At 70.6% G+C, this 24,623-nt stretch carries 24 protein-coding genes; 4 read left to right on the top strand and 20 right to left on the bottom strand.

The window, feature by feature from the left end:
* Window positions 1–2 precede the first annotated feature (2 nt).
* From nuoL to IG64_RS28110, 12 genes are read right to left on the bottom strand one after another with little or no spacing between them, the layout of a single operon-like run.
* Complete coding sequence (gene nuoL / locus IG64_RS28165; protein ID WP_037861270.1) at window positions 3–1,949, bottom strand: NADH-quinone oxidoreductase subunit L; 1,947 nt, start codon at window positions 1,947–1,949, stop codon at window positions 3–5.
* Window positions 1,950–1,964: 15 nt separating this feature from the next.
* Window positions 1,965–2,264: an NADH-quinone oxidoreductase subunit NuoK gene (gene nuoK, locus IG64_RS28160; RefSeq protein WP_003974374.1), complete on the bottom strand. Its 300-nt coding sequence runs from the start codon at window positions 2,262–2,264 to the stop codon at window positions 1,965–1,967.
* Window positions 2,261–3,103, bottom strand: coding sequence for an NADH-quinone oxidoreductase subunit J (locus IG64_RS28155; protein ID WP_037861269.1), 843 nt, complete (start codon window positions 3,101–3,103; stop codon window positions 2,261–2,263). The genes nuoK and IG64_RS28155 overlap by 4 nt, the downstream gene beginning before the upstream one ends.
* The gene (gene nuoI, locus IG64_RS28150; protein ID WP_037861267.1) at window positions 3,100–3,702 is read right to left on the bottom strand and encodes an NADH-quinone oxidoreductase subunit NuoI; all 603 of its coding nucleotides are present in this window, start codon (window positions 3,700–3,702) and stop codon (window positions 3,100–3,102) included. The genes IG64_RS28155 and nuoI overlap by 4 nt, the downstream gene beginning before the upstream one ends.
* Window positions 3,695–5,065, bottom strand: a complete 1,371-nt coding sequence (gene nuoH / locus IG64_RS28145; RefSeq protein ID WP_037861265.1) for an NADH-quinone oxidoreductase subunit NuoH — start codon at window positions 5,063–5,065, stop codon at window positions 3,695–3,697. The genes nuoI and nuoH overlap by 8 nt, the downstream gene beginning before the upstream one ends.
* Entirely contained in the window at window positions 5,062–7,566 is a 2,505-nt protein-coding gene (locus IG64_RS28140) for an NADH-quinone oxidoreductase subunit G (RefSeq protein ID WP_037861263.1), read from the bottom strand. Before IG64_RS28140 ends, nuoH begins: the two co-directional genes overlap by 4 nt.
* Window positions 7,563–8,915, bottom strand: a complete 1,353-nt coding sequence (gene nuoF / locus IG64_RS28135) for an NADH-quinone oxidoreductase subunit NuoF (protein ID WP_107474375.1) — start codon at window positions 8,913–8,915, stop codon at window positions 7,563–7,565. The genes IG64_RS28140 and nuoF overlap by 4 nt, the downstream gene beginning before the upstream one ends.
* Entirely contained in the window at window positions 8,912–9,784 is an 873-nt protein-coding gene (nuoE, locus tag IG64_RS28130) for an NADH-quinone oxidoreductase subunit NuoE (protein ID WP_037861260.1), read from the bottom strand. The genes nuoF and nuoE overlap by 4 nt, the downstream gene beginning before the upstream one ends.
* Entirely contained in the window at window positions 9,781–11,112 is a 1,332-nt protein-coding gene (locus IG64_RS28125) for an NADH-quinone oxidoreductase subunit D (RefSeq protein ID WP_037861259.1), read from the bottom strand. Before IG64_RS28125 ends, nuoE begins: the two co-directional genes overlap by 4 nt.
* Window positions 11,109–11,882, bottom strand: coding sequence for an NADH-quinone oxidoreductase subunit C (locus tag IG64_RS28120; RefSeq protein ID WP_037861258.1), 774 nt, complete (start codon window positions 11,880–11,882; stop codon window positions 11,109–11,111). Before IG64_RS28120 ends, IG64_RS28125 begins: the two co-directional genes overlap by 4 nt.
* The gene (locus IG64_RS28115) at window positions 11,879–12,433 is read right to left on the bottom strand and encodes a NuoB/complex I 20 kDa subunit family protein (protein WP_009190037.1); all 555 of its coding nucleotides are present in this window, start codon (window positions 12,431–12,433) and stop codon (window positions 11,879–11,881) included. Before IG64_RS28115 ends, IG64_RS28120 begins: the two co-directional genes overlap by 4 nt.
* A gap of 15 nt (window positions 12,434–12,448) precedes the next feature.
* Window positions 12,449–12,808, bottom strand: coding sequence for an NADH-quinone oxidoreductase subunit A (locus IG64_RS28110; protein WP_007383963.1), 360 nt, complete (start codon window positions 12,806–12,808; stop codon window positions 12,449–12,451).
* 852 nt (window positions 12,809–13,660) lie between these two features.
* On the opposite strand from IG64_RS28110, the gene IG64_RS28105 reads away from it, so the two are divergent.
* Window positions 13,661–14,512, top strand: a complete 852-nt coding sequence (locus IG64_RS28105; protein ID WP_078884264.1) for a C40 family peptidase — start codon at window positions 13,661–13,663, stop codon at window positions 14,510–14,512.
* 170 nt (window positions 14,513–14,682) lie between these two features.
* On the opposite strand, the gene IG64_RS28100 is transcribed toward IG64_RS28105, so the two are convergent.
* Window positions 14,683–15,987, bottom strand: a complete 1,305-nt coding sequence (locus IG64_RS28100) for a geranylgeranyl reductase family protein (protein ID WP_037861254.1) — start codon at window positions 15,985–15,987, stop codon at window positions 14,683–14,685.
* Between the two features lie 97 nt (window positions 15,988–16,084).
* Between IG64_RS28100 and IG64_RS28095 the strand changes: the two genes are divergently transcribed.
* Both IG64_RS28095 and IG64_RS28090 read left to right on the top strand, forming a co-directional pair.
* Window positions 16,085–16,645, top strand: a complete 561-nt coding sequence (locus IG64_RS28095) for a GNAT family N-acetyltransferase (RefSeq protein ID WP_037861252.1) — start codon at window positions 16,085–16,087, stop codon at window positions 16,643–16,645.
* A 113-nt stretch (window positions 16,646–16,758) separates the two neighbouring features.
* A complete protein-coding gene (locus IG64_RS28090; RefSeq protein WP_420710000.1) occupies window positions 16,759–17,070 on the top strand; it encodes a PASTA domain-containing protein in 312 nt (103 codons plus the stop codon).
* 71 nt (window positions 17,071–17,141) lie between these two features.
* Here IG64_RS28090 and IG64_RS28085 read toward each other — a convergent pair whose 3' ends face one another.
* From IG64_RS28085 to IG64_RS28055, 7 genes are all read right to left on the bottom strand, one after another.
* The gene (locus IG64_RS28085) at window positions 17,142–17,834 is read right to left on the bottom strand and encodes a demethylmenaquinone methyltransferase (RefSeq protein WP_037861251.1); all 693 of its coding nucleotides are present in this window, start codon (window positions 17,832–17,834) and stop codon (window positions 17,142–17,144) included.
* A gap of 31 nt (window positions 17,835–17,865) precedes the next feature.
* Window positions 17,866–18,141 (bottom strand): DUF397 domain-containing protein, encoded by a 276-nt coding sequence (locus tag IG64_RS28080; RefSeq protein WP_037861250.1) that lies wholly within the window; start codon window positions 18,139–18,141, stop codon window positions 17,866–17,868.
* Complete coding sequence (locus tag IG64_RS28075; RefSeq protein ID WP_037861249.1) at window positions 18,101–18,949, bottom strand: helix-turn-helix domain-containing protein; 849 nt, start codon at window positions 18,947–18,949, stop codon at window positions 18,101–18,103. The genes IG64_RS28080 and IG64_RS28075 overlap by 41 nt, the downstream gene beginning before the upstream one ends.
* Window positions 18,950–19,029: 80 nt before the next feature.
* Window positions 19,030–19,539, bottom strand: a complete 510-nt coding sequence (locus IG64_RS28070; protein ID WP_037861248.1) for an imidazolonepropionase-like domain-containing protein — start codon at window positions 19,537–19,539, stop codon at window positions 19,030–19,032.
* A gap of 37 nt (window positions 19,540–19,576) precedes the next feature.
* Window positions 19,577–20,776, bottom strand: a complete 1,200-nt coding sequence (gene mqnC, locus IG64_RS28065) for a cyclic dehypoxanthinyl futalosine synthase (RefSeq protein WP_037861247.1) — start codon at window positions 20,774–20,776, stop codon at window positions 19,577–19,579.
* Window positions 20,777–20,875: 99 nt separating this feature from the next.
* The gene (locus IG64_RS28060) at window positions 20,876–22,945 is read right to left on the bottom strand and encodes a protein kinase domain-containing protein (RefSeq protein WP_037861245.1); all 2,070 of its coding nucleotides are present in this window, start codon (window positions 22,943–22,945) and stop codon (window positions 20,876–20,878) included.
* Between the two features lie 97 nt (window positions 22,946–23,042).
* Window positions 23,043–23,891, bottom strand: a complete 849-nt coding sequence (locus tag IG64_RS28055; RefSeq protein ID WP_037861243.1) for a menaquinone biosynthetic enzyme MqnA/MqnD family protein — start codon at window positions 23,889–23,891, stop codon at window positions 23,043–23,045.
* A gap of 382 nt (window positions 23,892–24,273) precedes the next feature.
* Here IG64_RS28055 and IG64_RS28050 point away from each other — a divergent pair, with 382 nt between their 5' ends.
* Window positions 24,274–24,477 (top strand): cold-shock protein, encoded by a 204-nt coding sequence (locus tag IG64_RS28050; RefSeq protein WP_003992177.1) that lies wholly within the window; start codon window positions 24,274–24,276, stop codon window positions 24,475–24,477.
* Window positions 24,478–24,623 lie beyond the last annotated feature (146 nt).

Genomic DNA, 24,623 nt, shown 5'->3' with positions numbered 1-24,623 from the left:
TATCAGACCGCCCTCATCAGCAGGGTCGCGGCGACCAGGAGTGCCGCACCGCCGAACATCGAGACCGCGTACGAGCGCGCGAAGCCGTTCTGCAGCCGGCGCAGCCGGCCGGACAGGCCGCCCATGGACGCCGCCGTGCCGTTGACGACACCGTCGACCAGGGTGTGGTCGACGTACACCAGGGACCGGGTGAGGTGCTCGCCGCCGCGGACGAGGACGACGTGGTTGAAGTCGTCCTGGAGCAGGTCCCGCCGGGCGGCCCGGGTGAGCAGCGACCCGCGCGGGGCGACGGCCGGGACCGGCTTGCGGCCGTACTGGGCCCAGGCGATGGCGACGCCGACGACCAGGCAGACCATGGTGGCGCCGGTGACCACCGCGGCGCTGACCGGCGAGTCGCCCTCGCTGTGCCCGGTGACCGGCTCCAGCCAGTGCAGGAAGCGGTCGCCGATGCTGAAGAACGCACCGCCGAACACGGACCCCACGGCCAGCACGATCATGGGGACGGTCATGGTCCCGGGCGACTCGTGCGGGTGCGGTTCCGCGTGGGCGCCGCGCTCCTCGGCCGCCGGTTCCGCGCTGGGCTCCGCGGGCGAGGCGGTGGGCCGGTCGCGCCAGCGCTCCTCGCCGAAGAACGTCATCAGCATCACGCGCGTCATGTAGTACGCCGTGATGGCCGCGCCCAGCAGGGCCGCGCCGCCGAGGATCCAGCCCTCGGTGCCGCCCTTGGCGAAGGCCGCCTCGATGATCTTGTCCTTGGAGAAGAAGCCGGACAGGCCGGGGAAGCCGATGATCGCGAGGTAGCCCAGGCCGAAGGTGATGAAGGTGACGGGCATGTACTTCCTGAGCCCGCCGTACTTGCGCATGTCGACCTCGTCGTTCATGCCGTGCATGACGGAGCCGGCGCCGAGGAACAGCCCGGCCTTGAAGAAGCCGTGCGTCACCAGGTGCATGATCGCGAAGACGTAGCCGATGGGGCCGAGTCCCGCGGCGAGCACCATGTAGCCGATCTGCGACATGGTCGAGCCGGCCAGCGCCTTCTTGATGTCGTCCTTCGCGCAACCGACGATCGCACCGAACAGCAGTGTGACCGCGCCGACGACGGTGACGGCGAGCTGCGCGTCGGGCGCCGCGTTGAAGACGGCTCCGGAGCGGACGATCAGGTAGACGCCCGCGGTCACCATGGTGGCCGCGTGGATGAGGGCGGAGACGGGGGTCGGGCCCTCCATCGCGTCGCCGAGCCAGGACTGCAGCGGCACCTGGGCGGACTTGCCGCAGGCGGCGAGCAGCAGCATCAGGCCGATCGCCGTGAGCCTGCCCTCGGAGGTGTCCTGGACGTGGCCGAACACCGGGCCGAAGGCGAAGGTGCCGAACGTGGTGAACATCAGCATGATCGCGATCGACAGGCCCATGTCGCCGACCCGGTTGACCAGGAAGGCCTTCTTGGCGGCGGTGGCCGCGCTGGGCTTGTGCTGCCAGAAGCCGATCAGCAGGTAGGAGGCGAGACCGACGCCCTCCCAGCCGACGTACAGCAGGAGGTAGTTGTCGGCGAGGACGAGCAGCAGCATCGCCGCGAGGAACAGGTTGAGGTAGCCGAAGAAACGGCGGCGCCGCTCGTCGTGCTCCATGTACCCGATCGAGTACAGGTGGATGAGCGAGCCGACACCGGTGATCAGCAGCACGAACGTCATCGACAGCTGGTCGAGCCGGAAGGTGACGTCCGCCTGGAAGCCGGCCACCGGGACCCAGCTGAACAGGTGCTGGATCACCGTGCGGTGGTCGGCGCCCTTGCCGAGCAGGTCGGCGAAGAGGACCAGGCCGATCACGAAGGAGGCGCCGGCGAGCAGGGTGCCGATCCAGTGGCCGACGGCGTCCAGGCGCCGACCGCCGGCCAGGAGGACGGCCGCTCCGAGCAGGGGCGCCGCGATCAGCAGCGCAATCAGGTTCTCCACGATTCTTCCGACCCCTTACAGCTTCATCAGGCTGGCGTCGTCGACCGAGGCCGAGTGGCGGGAACGGAACAGCGACACGATGATCGCGAGTCCGACCACGACCTCCGCCGCGGCGACGACCATCGTGAAGAAGGCGATGATCTGGCCGTCGAGGTTGCCGTGCATCCGGGAGAAGGCGACGAACGCGAGGTTGCAGGCGTTCAGCATCAGCTCGATGCACATGAAGACCACGATGGCGTTGCGCCGGATGAGGACCCCGGTGGCGCCGATCGTGAACAACAGGGCGGCGAGGTAAAGGTAGTTGACGGGATTCACTTCGACGCCTCCTCGGGCCGCTTGAGGCTCGCCGGGTCGATCTCGGTGCGCTCCAGCCGCTCCTCGGCGCGCTGTTCCAGGGCCTTGAGGTCGTTCAGCGCCTCGGCCGAGACGTCGCGGACCTGGCCGCGCTCGCGCAGCGTCTTGCTGACGGTCAGCTCGGAGGGGGTGCCGTCGGGCAGCAGACCGGCGATGTCCACGGCGTTGTGCCGGGCGTAGACGCCGGGGGCGGGCAGCGGCGGTACGTGCTTGCCCTCGCGCACGCGCTGTTCGGACAGCTCGCGCTGGGTCCTGGCCCGCTCGGTGCGCTCGCGGTGGGTGAGCACCATGGCGCCGATGGTGGCCGTGATGAGCAGAGCCCCGGTGAGTTCGAACGCGTATACGTACCGGGTGAAGATGAGGGACGCCAGACCCTCCACGTTGCCGCCCGCGTTGGCCTTGCCGGCGCCGGCGAAGTCCTTCAGGGAGGCGTTGGCGATCCCCGCGAAGAGCAGGACGCCGAAGCCGAGACCGCACAGGAGGGCCAGCCAGCGCTGGCCCTTGATGGTCTCCTTCAGGGAGTCCGCGGCGGTCACGCCGACCAGCATCACCACGAACAGGAACAGCATCATGATCGCGCCGGTGTAGACGACGATCTGCACGATCCCCAGGAAGTAGGCGCCGTTGGCGAGGTAGAACACCGCCAGGACGATCATGGTCCCGGCCAGGCACAGCGCACTGTGCACGGCCTTCCTCATGAAGACGGTGCACAGCGCACCGATCACCGCGACGGTGCCGAGCACCCAGAACTGGAAGGCCTCCCCGGTGGAGGTGGTGTAGGCGGCGAGCTGCTCGCTCATGCGCCCACCTCCTCGTCCGAGGCCTGCTCCCCCTTGGAGACGGCCACCTGGCGCACCGTGCCCGGTGCGGCCTCGGTCACCAGGCCCCGGTAGTAGTCCTGTTCGTCCGTGCCGGGGTAGATGGCGTGCGGCGTGTCGACCATGCCCTCTTCGAGGCCGGCGAGCAGCTGCTCCTTGGTGTAGATGAGGTTCGCGCGGCTGGAGTCGGCCAGTTCGAACTCGTTGGTCATCGTCAGCGCGCGCGTGGGGCACGCCTCGATGCACAGCCCGCACAGGATGCAGCGGGCGTAGTTGATCTGGTAGACGCGGCCGTAGCGCTCGCCCGGGGAGTAGCGCTCCTCGTCGGTGTTGTCGGCGCCCTCCACGTAGATGGCGTCGGCGGGGCAGGCCCAGGCGCACAGCTCGCAGCCGACGCACTTCTCCAGGCCGTCCGGATGGCGGTTGAGCTGGTGCCGTCCGTGGAAACGCGGAGCGGTGGTCTTCTTCTGCTCCGGGTACTGCTCGGTGAGCCGCTTCTTGAACATGGCCTTGAAGGTCACGCCGAAGCCGGCCACGGGGTTCTGGAAACCGGGCTTGGTCTCCTTGGGTTCCTCAGCCATCGGACGCCTCCTTTCCATCCAGAGATCCGTCACTGACAGTGTCCGACCCGCCACTGACAATCAGTTCCCGCTCGCGGTGCGGACGGCGCCGCGGCACCGGCGGCAGCTCCTGGCCCGGCAGCGGGGGCACGGGGAATCCGCCGGCCATGGGGTCGAACCCGGCCGGCTGCGCGGCGGGCTCCCCGGCCTCGGCCGCCCTGCCCTTCTCGCGGAACATGTCGGCGACGAAGGACAGGATCAGCAGTGCCAGGACGCCACCGCCGACGTAGAGGGCGATGTCGGCGAAGTCGTAGTTCTCGTTCCTGAGCGTCCGCACGGTCGCGACCAGCATCAGCCAGACCACGGAGACCGGGATGAGGACCTTCCAGCCGAGCTTCATCAGCTGGTCGTAGCGCACCCGCGGGAGCGTGCCGCGCAGCCAGATGAAGAAGAACAGCAGCAGCTGCACCTTGATCACGAACCAGAGCAGCGGCCACCAGCCGTGGTTGGCGCCCTCCCAGAAGGTGCTGATCGGCCAGGGGGCCCGCCATCCGCCCAGGAAGAGCGTGGTCGACACGGCCGAGACCGTCACCATGTTCACGTACTCGGCGAGCATGAACATCGCGAACTTGATCGACGAGTACTCGGTGTTGAAGCCGCCCACCAGGTCGCCCTCGGACTCGGGCATGTCGAACGGGGCGCGGTTCGTCTCGCCGACCATGGTGACGATGTAGAGGATGAAGGAGACCGGCAGCAGCAGGATGTACCAGCGGTCGTGCTGCTGTTCGACGATGGTCGACGTCGACATGGATCCCGAGTACAGGAACACCGAGGCGAACGCGGCGCCCATGGCGATCTCGTAGGAGATCATCTGCGCGCACGAGCGCAGACCGCCCAGCAGCGGGTACGTCGAGCCCGAGCTCCAGCCCGCGAGCACGATCCCGTAGATGCCGACCGAGGCGACCGCCAGGATGTACAACATGGCGATCGGGAGGTCGGTCAGCTGCATCGCGGTGCGGTGGCCGAAGATCGAGATCTCGTTGCCGGCCGGGCCGAAGGGGATCACGGCGATCGCCATGAACGCCGGGATGGCCGCGACGACGGGCGCCAGGACGTAGACGACCTTGTCGGCGCGCTTGACGACGAGGTCCTCCTTGAGCATCAGCTTCACGCCGTCGGCGAGCGACTGGAGCATGCCCCAGGGGCCGTGCCGGTTGGGGCCGATGCGCAACTGCATCCAGGCGACGACCTTGCGCTCCCAGACGATGGAGAACAGCACGGTCACCATCAGGAAGGCGAAGCAGAACACCGCCTTGACGACGACCAGCCACCACGGGTCGGTGCCGAACATCGAGAGGTTCTCTGCGGCGAGGGACGGGCTCATGCCTCCACCTCCTCGGGGGCCTCGGTCGCGCGGGTCGCCGGGCCGATACGGACGAGGGAGCCGGGCTGCGCCCCGGTGTCGGAGGCGACTCCGGCGCCCACGGAGTTCAGCGGCAGCCACACCACCCGGTCGGGCATCTCGGTTACCTCCAGAGCGAGTTCGACCGTCCCGGCCGGGCCGGTCACGGCGAGCAGGTCACCGTCGGCGACACCCGCCTCGGCGGCCGTGGCGGCCGACACGCGCGCGCGGGCGGCGTGCCGGGTGCCGGCGAGCGCCTCGTCGCCCTCCTGGAGCAGGCCCTGGTCGAGCAGCAGCCGGTGTCCGGCGAGCACGGCCTCCCCGGCGGCGGGCCGGGGCAGCACTCCCCCGCTCTCCGCCGGTTCGCCGGCGCGCGGACCCGTCCAGGCGCCGAGCCGGTCCAGTTCCGCGTGCGCGGTCCGCAGGTCCGGCAGACCCAGGTGGACGTCCATGGCGTCGGCCAGCATCTGCAGCACCCGCAGGTCGGTCGGTGCCAGGCGGCGGGTCATCTGCTCGGGCTTGAGCGCGGCCTCGAAGAAGCGCACCCTGCCCTCCCAGTTGAGGAAGCTGCCGGCCTTCTCGGCGACGGCGGCGACGGGCAGGACCACGTCGGCGTGCTCGGTGACCTCGCTGGGCCGCAGCTCCAGCGACACCAGGAAGCCGACCTCGGCCAGGGCGGCACGCGCGCGTGCCGGGTCGGGCAGGTCGGCGACCTCCACCCCGGCGACCAGCAGGGCCTGGAGTTCTCCGCCCGCGGCGGCCTCGACGATCTGGTCGGTGTCCCGGCCGTAGCGGTGCGGGAGACCGGCGACGCCCCACACGGCGGCGACCTCCTCCCGCGCGCGCGGGTCGGTCGCCGGGCGTCCGCCCGGCAGCAGCGACGGCAGCGCGCCCGCCTCGACCGCGCCGCGCTCCCCGGCCCGGCGCGGGATCCACACCAGGCCGGCACCCGTCGCGTTCGCCGCCCGTACGGCGGCGGTCAGACCGCCCGCCACGGAGGCGAGCCGCTCACCGACCACGATCAGCGCGCCCTCGGCGCGCAGCGCCTCGGCGGCACGGCTGCCGTTGCCCTCCAGTCCGGCCCCGCTCGCCAGCGCGTCCAGCCACTCGGTCTCGGTGCCGGGCGCGGCCGGCAGCAGCGTGCCGCCCGCCTTCTGAAGGCCCCGCGTGGCGTGCGTGGCCAGCGCGAACACCTGCTGGCCGTGCCCCCGCCACGCCTTGCGCAGCCGCAGGAAGACGCCGGGCGCCTCCTCCTCGGACTCGAACCCGGCGAGCAGGACGGCGGGCGCCTTCTCCAGGGCGGTGTACGTGACGCCCGTGCCGTCGACGTCCCGGCCGCGGCCGGCGACGTGGGCGGCCAGGAAGTCGGCCTCCTCGCCGCTGTGCACGCGCGCGCGGAAGTCGATGTCGTTGGTGTCGAGCGCCACGCGCGCGAACTTGCTGTACGCGTAGGCGTCCTCGACGGTGAGCCGGCCGCCGGTGAGGACACCGGTCCGGCCGCGTGAGGCGAGCAGGCCCTGCGCGGCGATCTCCAGCGCCTCCGGCCACGACGCCGGGACGAGGTCGCCCTCCGGGTTGCGCACCAGGGGGGTCGTCAGCCGGTCCTTCAGCTGCGCGTACCGGAACGCGAACCGCCCCTTGTCGCAGATCCACTCCTCGTTGACCTCGGGGTCGTTGGCGGCGAGCCGCCGCATGACCTTGCCGCGCCGGTGGTCGGTGCGGGTGGCGCAGCCGCCCGCGCAGTGCTCGCAGACCGACGGGGAGGAGACGAGGTCGAAGGGGCGGGAGCGGAACCGGTAGGCCGCCGAGGTGAGCGCGCCGACCGGGCAGATCTGGATGGTGTTGCCGGAGAAGTACGACTCGAAGGGGTCGCCCTCGCCGGTGCCGACCTGCTGCAGCGCGCCCCGCTCGATCAGCTCGATCATCGGGTCGCCGGCGATCTGGTTGGAGAAGCGGGTGCAGCGGGCGCACAGCACGCACCGCTCGCGGTCCAGCAGCACCTGTGCGGAGATCGGAACCGGCTTCTCGTAGGTCCGCTTCCTGCCCTCGAAGCGGGACTCGGCGTTGCCGTGCGACATGGCCTGGTTCTGCAGCGGGCACTCGCCGCCCTTGTCGCAGACCGGGCAGTCCAGCGGGTGGTTGATGAGCAGCAGCTCCATCACGCCGTGCTGGGCCTTCTCGGCGACCGGCGAGGTCAGCTGGGTCTTCACCACCATGCCGTCGGTGCAGGTGATGGTGCAGGACGCCATCGGTTTGCGCTGGCCCTCGACCTCGACGATGCACTGGCGGCAGGCGCCGGCCGGGGCGAGCAGCGGGTGGTCGCAGAACCGCGGGATCTCGATGCCGAGCTGCTCGGCGGCCCGGATGACCAGGGTGCCCTTGGGCACGCTGATCTCGATGCCGTCGATCGTCAGCGTCACGAGGTCTTCCGGCGGGGGTGCCGCCGCGCCGCCCGAGGAAGGGGCGTTGGTGGTCACGGTCATGCGTGCACCTCCGTGTGCTGGTCCGCCCAGGCCGTCGACCTGGCCGGGTCGAAGGGGCAGCCGCGGCCCGTGATGTGCTCCTCGTACTCCTCGCGGAAGTACTTCAGGGAGGAGAAGATCGGCGAGGCCGCACCGTCGCCGAGGGCGCAGAAGGACTTGCCGTTGATGTTGTCGGCGATGTCGTTCAGCTTGTCCAGGTCTGCCATGGCGCCCTTGCCGGCCTCGATGTCGCGCAGCAACTGCACGAGCCAGTAGGTCCCTTCGCGGCAGGGTGTGCACTTGCCGCAGGACTCGTGGGCGTAGAACTCGGTCCACCGGGTGACGGCCCGCACCACGCAGGTCGTCTCGTCGAAGCACTGCAGGGCCTTGGTGCCGAGCATGGACCCGGCGGCGCCCACGCCCTCGTAGTCGAGGGGGACGTCGAGGTGCTCCTCGGTGAACATCGGGGTGGAGGAGCCGCCCGGGGTCCAGAACTTCAGCCGGTGCCCGGGGCGCATGCCGCCGCTCATGTCGAGGAGCTGGCGCAGGGTGATGCCGAGCGGGGCCTCGTACTGGCCGGGGCTGGCGACGTGGCCGCTGAGCGAGTAGAGCGTGAAGCCCGGGGACTTCTCGCTGCCCATCGACCTGAACCATTCCTTGCCGTTCTTCAGGATGGCGGGAACCGACGCGATCGACTCGACGTTGTTCACCACAGTCGGGCACGCGTAGAGGCCCGCGACGGCGGGAAAGGGGGGACGGAGCCGCGGTTGGCCGCGGCGGCCTTCGAGCGAGTCCAGCAGCGCGGTCTCCTCACCGCAGATGTACGCGCCGGCGCCCGCGTGCACGGTGATGTCGAGGTCGAGTCCGCTGCCCAGGATGTTCGTACCCAGGTAGCCCGCCGCGTAGGCCTCGCGCACGGCCGAGTGCAACCGCCGCAGCACCGGGACGACTTCACCACGCAGATAGATGAAGGCATGCGACGACCTGATGGCATAGCACGCGATCACGATGCCCTCGATGAGGCTGTGCGGGTTCGCGAAGAGGAGCGGGATGTCCTTGCAGGTCCCCGGCTCCGATTCGTCGGCGTTGACAACCAGATAGTGGGGTTTCCCATCGCCCTGGGGGATGAACTGCCACTTCATCCCAGTCGGGAATCCCGCGCCGCCGCGCCCGCGCAGACCGGAGTCCTTGACGTACGCGATCAGGTCGTCCGGCGACATGGCGAGTGCCTTGCGGAGTCCCTCGTACCCCTCGTGCCTTCGGTAGACGTCCAGGGTCCAGGACCGGTCCTCGTCCCAGAAGGCCGACAGCACGGGTGCGAGCAGCTTCTCGGGACTGGACTCGTTGAGTTCGGTTGCCACGGTCATCACTCCCCCTCCTCTGCGGCAGGTCCCGCGGGGTGCGACGGGTCGGAGGCCGACGTCTCCTGCGGCGCGTCGTGGGAGCTGAGGTGCTCCGTCGGCGACGGCTGGTGCACGGAGGTGTCCCGCGCGGTGTCGTGCGGGGCGCCCTCGCGGGGATGGACCACGCGCGCGGGTGCGGCCTCTCCCCTGGCCAGGCGGAGGCCCACCAGCGAAGCGGGTCCCGCACTGCCGCCGGCGTCGGCGGCACCCTCCCGCTCGTCGGGGAAGCCCGCCAGGATGCGGGCGGTCTCCTTGAAGGTGCACATCGGCGCGCCGCGCGTGGGCGTCACGGGCCGTCCCGCGCGCAGGTCGTCGACCAGGCGGCGCACGCTCGCGGGGGTCTGGTTGTCGAAGAACTCCCAGTTGACCATCACGACCGGGGCGAAGTCACAGGCCGCGTTGCACTCGATGTGCTCCAGGGTGACCTTGCCGTCGTCGGTGGTCTCGCCGTTGCCGACGCCCAGGTGTTCCTGGAGCGCCTCGAAGATCGCGTCGCCGCCCATCACCGCGCACAGGGTGTTGGTGCACACCCCCACCTGGTAGTCGCCGGACGGCTTGCGCCGGTACATGGTGTAGAAGGTGGCGACCGCGGTGACCTCGGCCGTGGTCAGGCCGAGGACGTCCGCGCAGAACCGCATCCCGGTGCGCGTGACGTGGCCCTCCTGCGACTGCACGAGGTGGAGCAGCGGCAGCAGCGCGGACCGGGAGTCGGGGTAGCGGGCGATGATCTCGCGCGCGTCGGCCTCCAGCCGGACGCGGACGTCGTCCGGGTAGCCGGGAGCGGGCAGTTCGGGCATGCCCAGGCTGACGCCCCGCTCCGAAGAAGAGGTGGTCACCGGTCGACGCCTCCCATCACGGGGTCGATGGACGCGACGGCGACGATGACGTCGGCGACCTGGCCGCCCTCGCACATCGCCGCCATCGCCTGCAGGTTGGTGAAGGACGGGTCCCGGAAGTGGACCCGGTAGGGACGGGTGCCGCCGTCGGAGACGACGTGCACCCCGAGTTCGCCCTTGGGCGACTCGACCGCCGTGTACGCCTGCCCGGGCGGGACCCGGAAGCCCTCGGTGACCAGCTTGAAGTGGTGGATCAGGGCCTCCATGGAGGTGCCCATGATCTTCTTGATGTGGTCGAGGGAGTTGCCGAGGCCGTCCGGTCCCAGGGCGAGCTGGGCGGGCCAGGCGATCTTCTTGTCGGCGACCATGACCGGGCCGGGCTGGAGCCGGTCCAGGCACTGCTCGACGATCCTGAGCGACTGGCGCATCTCCTCCAGGCGGATCAGGAAGCGGCCGTAGGCGTCGCAGGTGTCGGCGGTCGGGACGTCGAAGTCGTACGTCTCGTAGTCGCAGTACGGCTGGGTCTTGCGCAGGTCGTGCGGCAGGCCGGTGGAGCGCAGGATCGGGCCGGTGGCGCCCAGGGCCATGCAGCCGGCCAGGTCGAGGTAGCCGACGTCCTGCATGCGGGCCTTGAAGATGGGGTTCCCGGTGGCGAGCTTGTCGTACTCCGGGAGGTTCTTCTTCATCTTCTTCACGAACTCGCGGATCTGGTCGACCGCGCCGGGCGGCAGGTCCTGGGCGAGTCCGCCGGGCCGGATGTACGCGTGGTTCATGCGCAGGCCGGTGACCAGCTCGTAGATGTCGAGGATCATCTCCCGGTCGCGGAAGCCGTAGATCATGATCGTGGTGGCGCCCAGCTCCATGCCGCCGGTGGCGATGCACACCAGGTGGGAGGAGAGCCGGTTCAGCTCCATCAGGAGCACCCGGATGATCTTGGCCCGCTCGGTGATCTGGTCCTCGATGCCGAGGAGCTTCTCGACGCCGAGGCAGTAGGCGGTCTCGTTGAAGAAGGACGTCAGGTAGTCCATGCGCGTGACGAAGGTGGTGCCCTGCGTCCACGTGCGGAACTCGAGGTTCTTCTCGATGCCGGTGTGCAGGTAGCCGATGCCGCAGCGGGCCTCGGTGACCGTCTCGCCCTCGATCTCCAGGATGAGGCGCAGCACTCCGTGGGTGGAGGGGTGCTGGGGGCCCATGTTGACGACGATGCGCTCGTCGTCGGCGCGGGCCGCGGACTGGACGACCTCGTCCCAGTCGCCGCCGGTGACCGTGTAGACGGTGCCCTCGGTGGTCTCGCGGGGGGTCGCGGAGGAGGGGGTGTGCGTGCTCATGAGTACGACCTCCGCTGGTCCGGAGCCGGGATCTGGGCGCCCTTGTACTCGACGGGGATGCCGCCGAGGGGGTAGTCCTTGCGCTGCGGGTGGCCCTGCCAGTCGTCGGGCATCATGATCCGCGTCAGGGCGGGGTGGCCGTCGAAGACGATGCCGAAGAAGTCGTAGGTCTCGCGCTCGTGCCAGTCGTTCGTCGGGTAGACGGTGACCAGCGACGGGATGTGCCGGTCGCCGTCGGGGGCGCTGACCTCCAGGCGGACCAGCCGGTTGTGGGTGATCGAGCGCAGGTGGTAGACGGCGTGCAGCTCGCGGCCCTTGTCGTGCGGGTAGTGGACACCGCTGACGCCGGTGCACAGTTCGAAGCGCAGCGCGGGGTCGTCGCGCAGGGTGCGGGCGACCCGGAGCAGGTGCTCGCGCTCGATGTGGAAGGTCAGCTCGCCGCGGTCGACGACCGTCTTCTCGATGGCGTTGGCGGGGAGCAGTCCCTGTTCCTCCAGGGCCCCCTCCAGTTCGTCGGCGACCTCGTCGAACCAGCCGCCGTAGGGCCGGCTCGCCGGGCCCGGGAGCCGCACCGAGCGGACCAGTCCGCCGTAGCCGGAGGTGTCGCCGCCGTTGTTCGCGCCGAACATGCCGCGCTGGACGCGGATCTCCTCACCGCCCTGGCCGCGCTGACCGGGGAGGTTATCGGCGGCGAGGTCCTTCTCGGGGTTGACGCCGTTCGCGGAGCCGTCCGCCCCGCCGGCGCCGTGGGTGCCGTTCGCGTCGCTCACCGCAGCAGCCCCTTCATCTCGATCGTGGGCAGCGCCTTGAGCGCCGCCTCCTCCGCCTCCCGGGCCGCTTCCTCGGCGTTGACGCCGAGCTTGGTGGACTGGATCTTCTGGTGGAGCTTGAGGATCGCGTCCATCAGCATCTCGGGGCGGGGCGGGCAGCCGGGCAGGTAGATGTCGACGGGGACGATGTGGTCGACGCCCTGGACGATCGCGTAGTTGTTGAACATGCCGCCCGAGGAGGCGCAGACGCCCATGGAGATCACCCACTTGGGGTTGGGCATCTGGTCGTAGACCTGCCTCAGCACCGGCGCCATCTTCTGGCTGACCCGGCCGGCCACGATCATCAGGTCCGCCTGACGGGGCGAACCGCGGAACACCTCCATGCCGAAGCGGGCCAGGTCGTAGCGGCCGGCGCCGGTGGTCATCATCTCGATCGCGCAGCAGGCGAGGCCGAAGGTGGCCGGGAAGACGGATGCCTTGCGCACCCAGCCCGCGGCCTGCTCCACGGTGGTCAGCAGGAAGCCGCTCGGCAGCTTTTCTTCGAGTCCCATGTCTTATATGGCCCCTCAGTCCCATTCCAGGCCGCCGCGCCGCCATACGTACGCGTAGGCGACGAAGACGGTGAGCACGAAGAGCAGCATCTCCACGAGCCCGAAAACACCCAGGGCGTCGAAGGTGACGGCCCAGGGGTAGAGGAAGACGATCTCGATGTCGAAGACGATGAAGAGCATCGCCGTCAGGTAGTACTTGATGGGGAAGCGCCCGCCGCCGGCCGGCGTGGGAGTGGGCTCGATGCCGCACTCGTACGCCTCGAGCTTGGCGCGGTTGTACCGCTTCGGCCCGATCAGCGTGGCCATGACCACGGAGAAGATCGCAAAGCCTGCCCCGAGGGCTCCCAGTACGAGGATGGGCGCATACGCGTTCACCGCTCCTCGCTCCTCTCAGTCGGCACTGACTGCTGGCGGTCGCTGGGTTCACACCTGCCTCGTCCGTCCCACGAACCCCGCCCGTCCCGGCGAAGATCGGGAACATGTGAAGCAGGTCACAAGCCCAACTGCAGGGCATCCTATGCCCGACGCTCTGTGATCTGCGACACGGGGTATTGCACCAGCTTTGTGATCTCCACCACCTGACGAAGGATCATCAAGCCGGATGAGCGGTGATCTTCGCACGCGAAGCGCTTGAGTGATCACCAGTGGTTACATTTTACCTCGTATTTGCAGGTCGGAGGGGGTCTGCACTATCAGATGACCGGCGTCCGGCGCAAAGTGGCGTTGCGAGTCAAGACCTTGATATAGGGCTGGTTTTCACACATCAGGGGGACCGCGGAACGGGAAGTGGACGTGTTCACCCGTTCACAAGCGACGTCTGTGACTTCTGAGGGCCGCGAGACCGGTGTGGCTGGTGTGACAAGAGGGACTTCTGTCCGCCGAACGGACAAGTCGGCCGCGCGGCGAGGTTACGCGCGGCTCCGCCGGCCGTCCCGGCCGACACGCGGACGCACGATGACACGGTGACCGTTCCGTGACCTCCGCCACATCGATGAGAGGCCCGTGAGAACCGGGCTTGGCCAACGGTCCCAACCGATGGTAGGTGCGGGGCAATTCGGACGTAACAGCGAAAGACCATGATCACAGGCATGATCATCTGTGCCCGCAATGTCCGTTACGGCGTCAATAAAGGGCGACACGCCCGGTGTTCACGGCCCCCGCCGGGCAAATGTGGCGCAGACCACGTTTCTTGAAGATATGAAGGAGCCCCTGATACCGGTTGTTCCCATGTCCCACACCGCTCACATACGCAGCCACCGGAAACCCCGCCGTAGCGCGTCGACCATCGCGATGCGGGCCGGAGTTGCCGGTGGCGTCCTCGGCACCCTGGCAGTAGCCGGTGCGTCCGCCTCCACGGCGAGCGCCGCCGAGCCGGTCACCCAGACCCTCGAACTGCCCACGCTCACCGCCGACCTGGCCAACCAGGTCGCCCAGTCCGCGGACGCCACGCAGCAGACCGCCGCGAACTACCAGCTGCAGGCCGAGCGCGACGCGGCCGCCGCGAAGGCCGCGAAGCAGGCCAAGTCGGACCTCGCCGACGCGAAGAAGAAGGCCGAGGCCGCCAAGAAGAAGGCCGCCGAGGAGGCCGCCGCGCGCAAGGCCGCCGCCGAGCAGGCCTCGCGCAGCGCCGCCCGCACCACGCTCACCACCCAGTCGGGCAGCAGCTCCGACAGCGGTGCCACCGGCACCGGCACCGGCGTGTCCACCGGCACGTCGACGGCGACGGGTTCGGTCGCCTCCGTCATCGCGTTCGTCAAGGCACAGGTCGGCAAGGCCTACATCCCCGGTGCCACCGGCCCGTCCGCGTACGACTGCTCGGGCCTCGTGCAGACCGCCTTCAAGCAGGTGAACGTCAGCCTGCCGCGCGTCTCCCAGGACCAGTCGACCGTCGGCACCCAGGTGTCCCTGTCCAACCTGCAGCCGGGCGACATCCTCTACTGGGGTGGCCGTGGCAGCGCGTACCACGTGGCTGTGTACGTCGGTGACGGTATGTTCGTCGGCGCGCAGAACTCCTCCACGGGCGTCGTGGAGAGGCCTCTGTCGTACGACCCGCCCACCGGTGCCGTCCGGGTGCTCTGAGCCCCGCACAGCGCCGTACAGGGTGAAGGGCCGCAGCCGCTCGGGGGCAGCGGCCCTTCGGTCGTCACCCGTTCACCCGATTCGCCCCCGATGCGGCGACCGGCGCACCCCGGGACATGACTGAGGCCGGCTCAGGGCGAGCCGGCCTCACGGTCGTCCCCGGGGACTGGTCAGGCCTTCGGGGCCACCTTGCTCAGGCCGTTGATGATGCGGTCCATCGCGTCGCCGCCGGTCGGGTCGGTGAGGTTGGCCAGGAGCTTGAGGGTGAACTTCATCAGCAGCGGGTGCGTGAGGCCGCGCTGGGCGGCGATCTGCATGACCTTCGGGTTGCCGATGAGCTTCACGAAGGCGCGGCCGAGCGTGTAGTAGCCGCCGTAGGTGTCCTTCAGGACGCGCGGGTAGCGCTGGAGGGCCAGTTCGCGCTGGGCGGGCGTGGCGCGGGAGTGGGCCTGGACGATGACCTCGGCGGCGAGCGCGCCGGACTCCATGGCGTAGGCGATGCCCTCGCCGTTGAAGGGGTTCACCAGGCCGCCGGCGTCGCCGACGAGCAGCAGCCCGCGCGTGTAGTGGGGCTGCCGGTTGAACGCCATCGGCAGGGCGGCGCCGCGGATGGGGCCGGTCATGTTCTCCGGGGTGTAGCCCCAGTCCTCGGGCATCGAGGCGCACCAGGCCTTCAGGACCTCCCGCCAGTCCAGTTCCTTGAAGGCGGCGGAGGTGTTGAGCACGCCCAGGCCCACGTTGGAGGTGCCGTCGCCCATGCCGAAAACCCAGCCGTAGCCGGGCAGCAGGCGGTCCTGCGGGCCGCGCCGGTCCCACAGCTCCAGCCAGGACTCCAGGTAGTCGTCGTCGTGGCGCGGCGAGGTGAAGTACGTGCGCACGGCGACACCCATCGGGCGGTCCTCGCGGCGGTGCAGGCCCATCGCCAGGGAGAGGCGGGTGGAGTTGCCGTCGGCGGCGACGACGAGCGGCGCGTGGAAGGTGACCTCGCGCTTCTCCTCGCCGAGCCTGGCCTTCACACCGGTGATGCGGCCGGTGCGGTCGTCGACGATCGGCTCCGACACGTTGCAGCGCTCGTACAGCCGCGCGCCCGCCTTCTGGGCCTGCCGGGCGAGCTGCTCGTCGAAGTCGTCGCGCTTGCGGACGAGTCCGTAGTCGGGGAAGGAGGCCAGGTCGGGCCAGTCGAGCTGGAGCCGGACGCCGCCGCCGATGATGCGCAGGCCCTTGTTGCGCAGCCAGCCGGCCTCCTCGGAGATGTCGATGCCCATGGCGACGAGCTGCTTGACGGCGCGCGGGGTCAGACCGTCGCCGCAGACCTTCTCGCGCGGGAACTCGGTCTTCTCCAGCAGGAGTACGTCCAGACCGGCCCGGGCGAGGTGGTACGCGGTGGTGGAACCGGCCGGCCCCGCACCCACGACGATGACATCGGCGGTGTTCCCGGAGAGGGGATCGGAGAGCGGCTCAGTCACGACGGTCACGGCGGGATCTCCCCAAGTTCGGAATCTGCGTGCCGACCGGCACTGGACATGGGCAGTCTATTCAGCGGCACTGATCACCCGGCTGAAGGGCTGCCCTGTGAACCGAGTTCCGCCTGTCGTACGGCTGCGCGTTCCCACCGACGAGGACGCCGTCGCCTGGCACCGCCTCTTCGACGACCCGGACGTCATGGAGTACCACGGCGGCCGTTCCGCGGAGCTGTCCGTCTACGAGGAGCTGACCGCCCGCCAGCGCCGGCACGACGCCGAACGCGGGTTCTGCTTCTGGACGATGCTCGACGAGTCCGGCCGGGCCATCGGGTTCACCGGCGCCCAGCCGTGGCCCGGCGCGTGGGGGCCGGTCGGCGAGGTGGAGATCGGTTGGCGGCTCGGGCGGGAGTACTGGGGGCGGGGATACGTCACGGCGGCGGCCCGGATGACCCTGGAGCGGCTGCGCGCGGCCGGCCTGCCCGGCGTGGTCGCGATGGTCGACGCCCGCAACACCCGGTCCATAGCGGTCACCCGGCGCCTGGGCATGTACCACGCGGAGACCTTCGTGACCCCCGTCGGCGGCCGGACGGGCCACTGCTACCGGCTCGAACTGGGACGACAGGACGATGTCGTCACCCAGGGTAGTCAATTGTCACGGAAAGACACCTGAACCTTCCGGACGGCATGGCCGGACGGTTACCCTGCCGGTACCGCTGGGGGGTGACGTCCGTGTACCCGACGCCCAAGACACCGGAAGTGCGCGTACCGCGCCTGGTCGGCCTGATGGCCGTGGACGCGCGGGAGACCGCCCGGGCGCGGGGCCTGCTGCTCGACGCGCCCGACCGGCCCGACTTCCACCTCACCGTCGTCGACCACGTCGTACGCCAGTACCCGCGGCCCGGCGCCGAGGTGCCGCGGGACTCCCGGGTGTACGTGTGGTTCGACTTCGGTCCGGGCGAGGGCGGCGGGGGCGTCCGCGAGCCGCGCGTGCCGGGGCCGCCCCCGGGCGGCGCGCGACGCGGCCTGGCCGAGCCGGTCGCGCCGGGCGGGCTCGACGAGCCCGACGAGCCCTACGCCGTCGTCACCCCCGGCTGACCTTCCCGTACCGGCGGCTCCGCCCGGTCGTCCGCCCCCGGGCGGGCCGGGCTCGGGGGGCGCGGTCCGTGTCAGGCCTTGAAGCCGCGGTGCAGGGTGACGATGCCGCCGGTGAGGTTGCGCCACGCCACCTTCGACCAGCCGGCCTCGCGCAGCCGTGCGGCCAGCGCCGGCTGGTCGGGCCAGGCCCGGATGGACTCGGCGAGGTAGACGTACGCGTCCGGGCTGGAGGACACCGCGCGGGCCACGGGCGGCAGGGCCCGCATCAGGTACTCCGTGTAGACCGTACGGAAGGGCGCCCACGTCGGGTGCGAGAACTCGCAGATCACCACGCGTCCGCCGGGCCGCGTCACCCGGTGCATCTCGCGCAGCGCCGCGTCGAAGTCCTGCACGTTGCGCAGCCCGAAGGAGATGGTGACCGCGTCGAAGGTGTCGTCCTTGAACGGCAGCCGGGTCGCGTCGCCCGCGGTGAACGGCAGCCAGCCGTGCCGCTGCTTGCCCACCTGGAGCATGCCGATCGAGAAGTCGCAGGGCACGACGTAGGCGCCCGCGCGGGTGAAGGGCAGGGAGGAGGTGGCCGTGCCCGCGGCGAGGTCGAGGATCTTCTGCGCCGGGCGCGCGTCGACCGCTCTGGCGACCTCCTTGCGCCAGCGCCGGTCCTGTCCCAGGGACAGCACGTCGTTGGTCAGGTCGTACCGTTCCGCCACGTCGTCGAACATCGAGGCGACTTCGTGCGGCTGCTTCTCCAGGGATGCGCGGGTCACCCCGTCATTGTTGCAGCCGCCCCCGCGGGGCCTACAGCTCGCCCCGCGCCGCCGCCCCCACGAACCGGGCGAAGGCCTCCGGCGCGACGGCGAAGTGGCCTCCGGCCGGGTTCTTGCTGTCGCGCACGGCGATGTGGGCGGTGAGATTCGCGTACTCGACGCACTCGCCGCCGGTGCTGCCGCTGTACGACGACTTGCGCCAGGCGGCGCCGTTCAGGGGGGCGCACTCGATGCAGTCGCCGCCGGTGTTGCCGCTGTAGGAGGACTTACGCCACCGGATGTTCGCCGACTGCTGAGCGGGGGCCATACCGTTCCTCCATCACGCGCTTGATCAGCTTGGCCGACTCCTCCTGCGAGAGGGCAGCGGCCTGCAAGCTAGCGTAACGGCGGGCGCCTTCGCGAACGGTATCCGTATCGGCGGTCATGTGCCCGGAGATGAGGTCCTCGGTGTAGACCAGTTCGTGGTCGCTGTCGAACCGCAGCATGTTAAACGAACCGGCCAGACTCGCGTGCTGGCCTACGGAGTTCGGCAGTACTTGGATCTGCACCCAGGGGCGCTCAGCGCACCTAAGCAGGTGAGCCAATTGCGCGCACATCACCTCGACGCCCCCGATGGGGCGATGCAGCACCGCCTCGTCCAGAACGACCAGTGCCAAGGGCGGCCGCGCAACCTCCAGGATCCGCTGTCGCTCCAGTCGTGCGGCAAGCAGTTCCTCGACGCGCTCCGCGTCACCTGTCTCCAGCACCGCGCGGGCGTACTCCGGCGTCTGCAACAGCCCGTACACCAGCTGTGCCTGATAGGTGGAGATGTACGTCGCCTTTGCTTCCATCTCTGCGTACGGCTGGAACCACGTGGGCAACTGGTTACGCAGTACCAGCCCTACCAAGCGGGAGAACATGCCGTCCGTGTTCAGCGCGGCGTCCACCCGTGCCGAGAAGTCACGTGTCGGGACCTTGAGGGCCGTCTCGATCTGGCCGACCAGGGACGCGGTGCAGAAGACGATCTCGCCGAGGTCGGCCAGGCGCAGGCCCGCCGCCTCGCGCAGGCGGCGCAGTTCGGCGCCGTAGTAGTCCAACGGCGAGGCGCTGGGGTCGAGTTGTTTGACGTTCACCATGCGGCAGCCGCTCCTCTCTCTCCGTAGCCGAGAGTAAGTGCGCCGTCGCGGAGGAGTACGGTCAACCGCTGAAATCGTATTTATGCCCGCCGGTGGACGAGCCGTCCGCCCACCACGGTCGCCAGGCAGCTCCCGTCCGGCGCGAGGACGGCGAAGTCCGCGCGGGCGCCCGGGGCGAGGGCCGGGGCGCCGGGGCCGACCAGGACGCCCGACCGCTGCACGGCGGTCCGCACCGGGGGGCGGGTGAACGGTCCGGCCACCGACGTCACCCCGCGCGCCAGCATCCGCTGGAGTCCGCGCCGGGCGCTCGCGCCCCACCGGGTGTCGGACATGCCGTCCGGGCCGACGGGCAGCGGCTCCGTGCCCAGCTCGCCGGCCTCGCGCGGGTCGGGCCAGTACAGGGTCTCCAGCAGGCGTACGGCATCCGGCTCGTGCCGTCCGGGGACGAGGGTCCCGGCCCACTCGCGGACGCGGGCACCCTCGCCGTGCGCGGCGCGCAGTTCCTCGTACGGACCGAGAGCCGCGATCCGGTCGCCCTCGACCGCGACCGAGCGGTCCGGGTCCGCCAGCGGGCGGTGGATCGTCAGCATCGGGCTCGTCGCTTCAGCCGGTTCAGCCGGTTCAGTTTCAGTTGGACGCGAGCAGCTTCAGTTCCGGGTGCGCGGTGCCGCCGTCGAGCGCCGTGGAGGAGATGTGGGACATCACGCGGTCGTCGACCGGGTCGTTCGCCGGGTCGTCGTGCACGACGAGGTGCTCGTACGTCGTGGAGCGCTGTGCCGGGACGCGGCCCGCGCTGCGGATCAGCTCGATGATCTCCATGCGGTTGGAGCGGTGCTTGGCACCGGCGGAGGAGACGACGTTCTCCTCCAGCATGATCGAGCCCAGGTCGTCGGCGCCGTAGTGCAGGGTGAGCTGGCCGACCTCCTTGCCGGTGGTCAGCCAGGAGCCCTGGATGTGCATGACGTTGTCCAGGAAGAGGCGGGCGATGGCGATCATCCGCAGGTACTCGAAGAGCGTGGCCTGGGTGCGGCCCTTCAGGTGGTTGTTCTCCGGCTGGTAGGTGTACGGGATGAACGCGCGGAAGCCGCCCGTGCGGTCCTGGACGTCCCGGATCATCCGGAGGTGCTCGATGCGCTCGGCGTTGGTCTCGCCGGTGCCCATCAGCATGGTGGAGGTGGACTCCACGCCCAGCCGGTGCGCGGTCTCCATGATCTCCAGCCAGCGCTCGCCGGACTCCTTCAGCGGGGCGATGGCCTTGCGGGGCCGCTCGGGCAGCAGTTCGGCACCGGCGCCCGCGAAGGAGTCGAGACCGGCCGCGTGGATGCGGGTGATGGCCTCCTCGACGGAGACCCCGCTGATGCGGGCCATGTGCTCGACCTCGCTCGCCCCCAGGCTGTGGATGACGAGCTGCGGGAACTCCTTCTTGATGGCCGAGAAGTGCTTCTCGTAGTACTCCACGCCGTAGTCCGGGTGGTGGCCGCCCTGGAACATGATCTGGGTGCCGCCGAGTTCGACGGTCTCCGCGCAGCGGCGCAGGATGTCGTCCAGGTCGCGGGTCCACCCCTTGGCGGTGTCCTTGGGGGCCGCGTAGAAGGCGCAGAACTTGCACGCCGTGACGCACACGTTCGTGTAGTTGATGTTGCGCTCGATGATGTACGTCGCGATGTGCTCGGTACCGGCGTACTTGCGGCGGCGTACGGCGTCGGCGGCGGCGCCCAGCGCGTGCAGCGGCGCGTGCCGGTAGAGGTCGAGCGCCTCCTCGGGGGTGATCCGTCCGCCCGCGGCGGCACGGTCGAGGACGGACTGGAGGTCGGCCTTCTCGGTCACCGGCGTCCCTTTCGCAGAGGGTTCGTAGGGATTGTGGACGGACCGAATCAGCCTACGCCAGGGCCGGTCGCGGGCCCACGGCAGGTTGGCGGCGCCCGGTCAGGCCACGCGCTCCACACGGGCCTTCGGGTTGCCGGCCCTGGGATCGGCCGAGGTGAACCGGAGCGCGTCGGCGCCGTCGGGACGGAGCCGGACCTCGTGGTCGTCCGGGACGCAGTGCGACGGATTGCCCTCCTTGCCGCGCCCCACCGCCACGAGTTCCCTGGCGTCGGCCGACTTCAGGGTGAGGATGTCGACGCAGGTGCCGCCGAGCGCGTCGGTCTGGGTGACGGAACCGACGACACCGGTGGGCCCGGCCCGGCGGATGACGATCTTGTAGTTGCCGCCGGGGATGTCCTGCCCGGCGGCGGTCACCGTGCCCGGGCCGCGCCAGGTCCCCAGGTACACCTCGGGTACCGCGCCGGACGGCGCCGAGGCCGAGGGCGCGCGTGAGGCGGACGGCCGGGTACCGGTGGCGGTGGGAGGGGTGCTGCCGGCGGCGGCTCCGTCGTGGCCGCCGCCCTGGAACCGGTTCAGCAGCACCGCCCCGAGAGTGGTGGCCACGGCCAGGGCCCCGGCCACCGCCAGCACCACGCTGCAGCTCATCCGGCGGCCCCTGCCCCCGGCGCCGGGGGCCGCGCCGGCCGCCACGGTGACGGAGAACCTGCCCGGTCCGGACGGGGAGGGCGGTCGCGGCCCGGCCCGACCGGGCGCTGGGAACCCACCGGCCGTCTCCGCCGCCCGGGGCGCCGGGAGACCACCGGCCGCCTCCGCCCCACGGGCAGTCTGCGCCCCACCGTGCATCGCCGGACCACCGTGCATCGCCGGTCCACTGGGGGTCGCACCACCACTGGACATCGCACGACTGCCGGGCGTGGCCGGACCGCCGGGCGTGGCCGGACCGCCGGCCGTCCGCGGGCCACCGGCCTCCTGCCGACCGTCTGCCTCCTCCCGGTTCTCCGTCCACCCAGGGCCGCCGGGCCACTGCGCACCGCTCGCCCGCTCCGGGCCGCCCGGCCACTCAGGGACGCCCGGCGGTTCAGACGGCCGCGTCTCCGGTGCCGCCGGCATCACCGGCGGGGGGCCGAACACGCCGGCGGCGACCGGTGCGACGGAACCGGCGCCGGGCGCCGAGCCCGGACCGGGGCCCGGACCGGGACCGGAGACGGGGAGCGCGGTGCCGCTGAAGCCGACCTGGCCCGACGCCTGGTCCGCCGGGCCGGCATCCGTCTCCGCCTCCAGGTTCAGCAGGCGCACGGCACTGCGGCTGACCTGTTCCACCAGGGGGCCCGGCAGCCAGCCCCCGGCGACGAGCCGGGCCGCGCCGCCGGGGGCGAGGCGCCGGGCGATCTCACCGGGTCCGGGCCGGTCGCCGGGGTTCTTGGCGAGACAGGCACGCGCCAGCTCCCGCAGCTCGCCGTCCTCCAGCGGCTCCAGCTCCGGCTCCTCGTGGACCACCTTGTAGAGCAGGGCGGCCGAGGAGTCGCCGCTGAACGGGGAGACGCCCATCGCCGCGTACGCCAGGACCGCGCCCAGGGAGAAGACGTCCGCCGCACCGGTGACGCCCTTGCCGAGGATCTGCTCGGGCGCCATGTAACCGGGCGAGCCGACGGAGACGCCGGTCGAGGTCAGCGACGCCGTGCCGTCCGTGGCGCGGGCGATGCCGAAGTCGATCAGCAGCGGGCCGTCGAGGGTGAGCAGGACGTTGGACGGCTTGACGTCGCGGTGCACCAGGCCCAGCGCGTGCACCGCCGCCAGCGCCTCGGCCAGGCCCGCCGTCAGGGTCCGTACGGAGTGCCCGGGCAGCGGGCCGGCGTCCGCGACCGCCGCGGTGAGGGTCGGGCCGGGGGCGTAGGCGGTGGCCACCCAGGGCACGGGCGCGCCGGGATCGGCGTCCAGCACGGGTGCCGTCCAGGCGCCGCCCACCCGGCGGGCGGCGGACACCTCACGGCGGAACCGGGCGCGGAACTCCTCGTCGAGGGCGTGGTGCGGGTGCACGATCTTCACCGCGACCGTGCGGCCGCCGGGACTGCGGCCCAGGTAGACTCGGCCCATGCCGCCGGAGCCCAGCCGGCCCAGCAGCCGGTAGGGCCCCACGGCGGTGGGCTCGTCGTGCGCGAGCGGCTGCATGCCGACCACCCTCCCCCGTACGCCGGTCACCGGCCTTCCCAGCAGGGTAGTGCGGCGGGCGGCGCCCCGGCAGGGAGGCGATCGCGGGCGCGGGGGCTCAGGGCCGCAGCAGATCCACCTTCACGTCCGCCGGGAAGCCCGTCGTGGGGCCGACCCGCCGGGCGAACTCGGCGACCGCCTCCAGCTGCGGGGCGCCGAAGCTGAAGTCGAGGGTGGTGAAGTACTTCTCCAGCACCTTCTCGTCGAAGGCCTCCCAGCGGGCGGCCTGCTCGGCGACCTTGCCGACCTCCTCCAGGGAGAGGTTGCGCGAGGACAGGAAGGCCTCGTGCACCTTGCGGGTGATGAAGGGCTCCTGCTCCAGGTAGTCGCGGCGCGCCGCCCAGACGGCGAAGACGAACGGCAGGCCCGTCCACTCCTTCCACAGCTGCCCGAGGTCGTGCACGTCCAGGCCGTAGCGCGGGCCGTCGTGCAGGTTCGCGCGCAGGGCCGCGTCGCCGATGAGGACGGCCGCGTCCGCCTCCTGCATCATCAGGCTGAGGTCCGGCGGGCAGGTGTAGTACTCCGGCGTCACGCCGTAGCGCTCGGCGAGCAGCAGCTGGGCGAGGCGGACGGAGGTGCGGGAGGTCGACCCGAGGGCGACCCGGGCCCCGTCGAGCCGGTCCAGCGGGAGCTGCGAGACGATCACGCAGGACATCACCGGGCCGTCGCAGCCGACGGCGATGTCGGGGAAGGCGACCAGGTCGTCCGCGTTCTTGAGGAATTCGACGAGGGTGACGGGACCGATGTCGAGGTCTCCCCGCACGAGCTGCTCGCTGAGCTTCTCGGGGGTGTCCTTGGTCAGCTCGAAGTCGAGGAGCGTGCCCGTTCTCGCGAGCCCCCAGTAGAGGGGCAGGCAGTTGAGGAACTGGATGTGGCCGACGCGCGGCCGGATGCGAGAATTGTCCACATCGCGAGACTAGACCCTGCCCCCGCGCCTCCCGCCGCCGCCCCCTCGGCCGCCGTGGCCGCCAGAGCGGCAGCGGCCCGCGGCGCCCTCGCTCACCCGGTCGGCCCCTCCGGTGCCGGACTTCCACCGGATCGTCTGCGTCAACCTCTCCCCAGAGCCTTCAAACATCCGGGTGACGTGATCTTGACCCCTATTGCGTTCCGGTGCCCGCATGCTAGGCTCGCCAGCAAGTTGCAGTTTTGGTTTCCCTTGCAGTACAGAGCCTGCGGAGCATGTAACCGCGGGCTCTGGTCGTTTTCAGACGTATGCAGTTGTGCGGCGATCTCGTTTTCACATTTGCAGGTTCTGGAGCAGGGCGACCCTTTGAGCCCAAGGAGGGCTTATGGCTACCGGAACCGTGAAGTGGTTCAACGCCGAAAAGGGCTTTGGCTTCATTGCCCAGGAAGGCGGCGGCCCCGACGTCTTCGTTCACTACTCCGCGATCAACGCCAGCGGTTTCCGCTCTCTCGAAGAGAACCAGCAGGTGTCCTTCGACGTGACCCAGGGCCCGAAGGGCCCGCAGGCGGAGAACGTCACCCCGGTCTGAGCGTCCCGCGCGCAGTATCCGATCTGATTGCAGTACCCAAGGAGCCCCACGCCTTCCGGCGACGGGGCTCCTGCCTTTTTCCGGGGGCGGTGCTCGTTTCCGTTTGGGTCGGCACCCGCTCCCTCCCCCGCCCGCGGTCCGGATCC

This window comes from Streptomyces sp. NRRL S-340 (assembly GCF_000720185.1).
In the GTDB taxonomy this organism is placed as follows: Bacteria; Actinomycetota; Actinomycetes; order Streptomycetales; family Streptomycetaceae; genus Streptomyces.
Note: the sequence above shows the minus strand (reverse complement) of the source record. Positions and strands in the feature narration are given on the sequence as shown.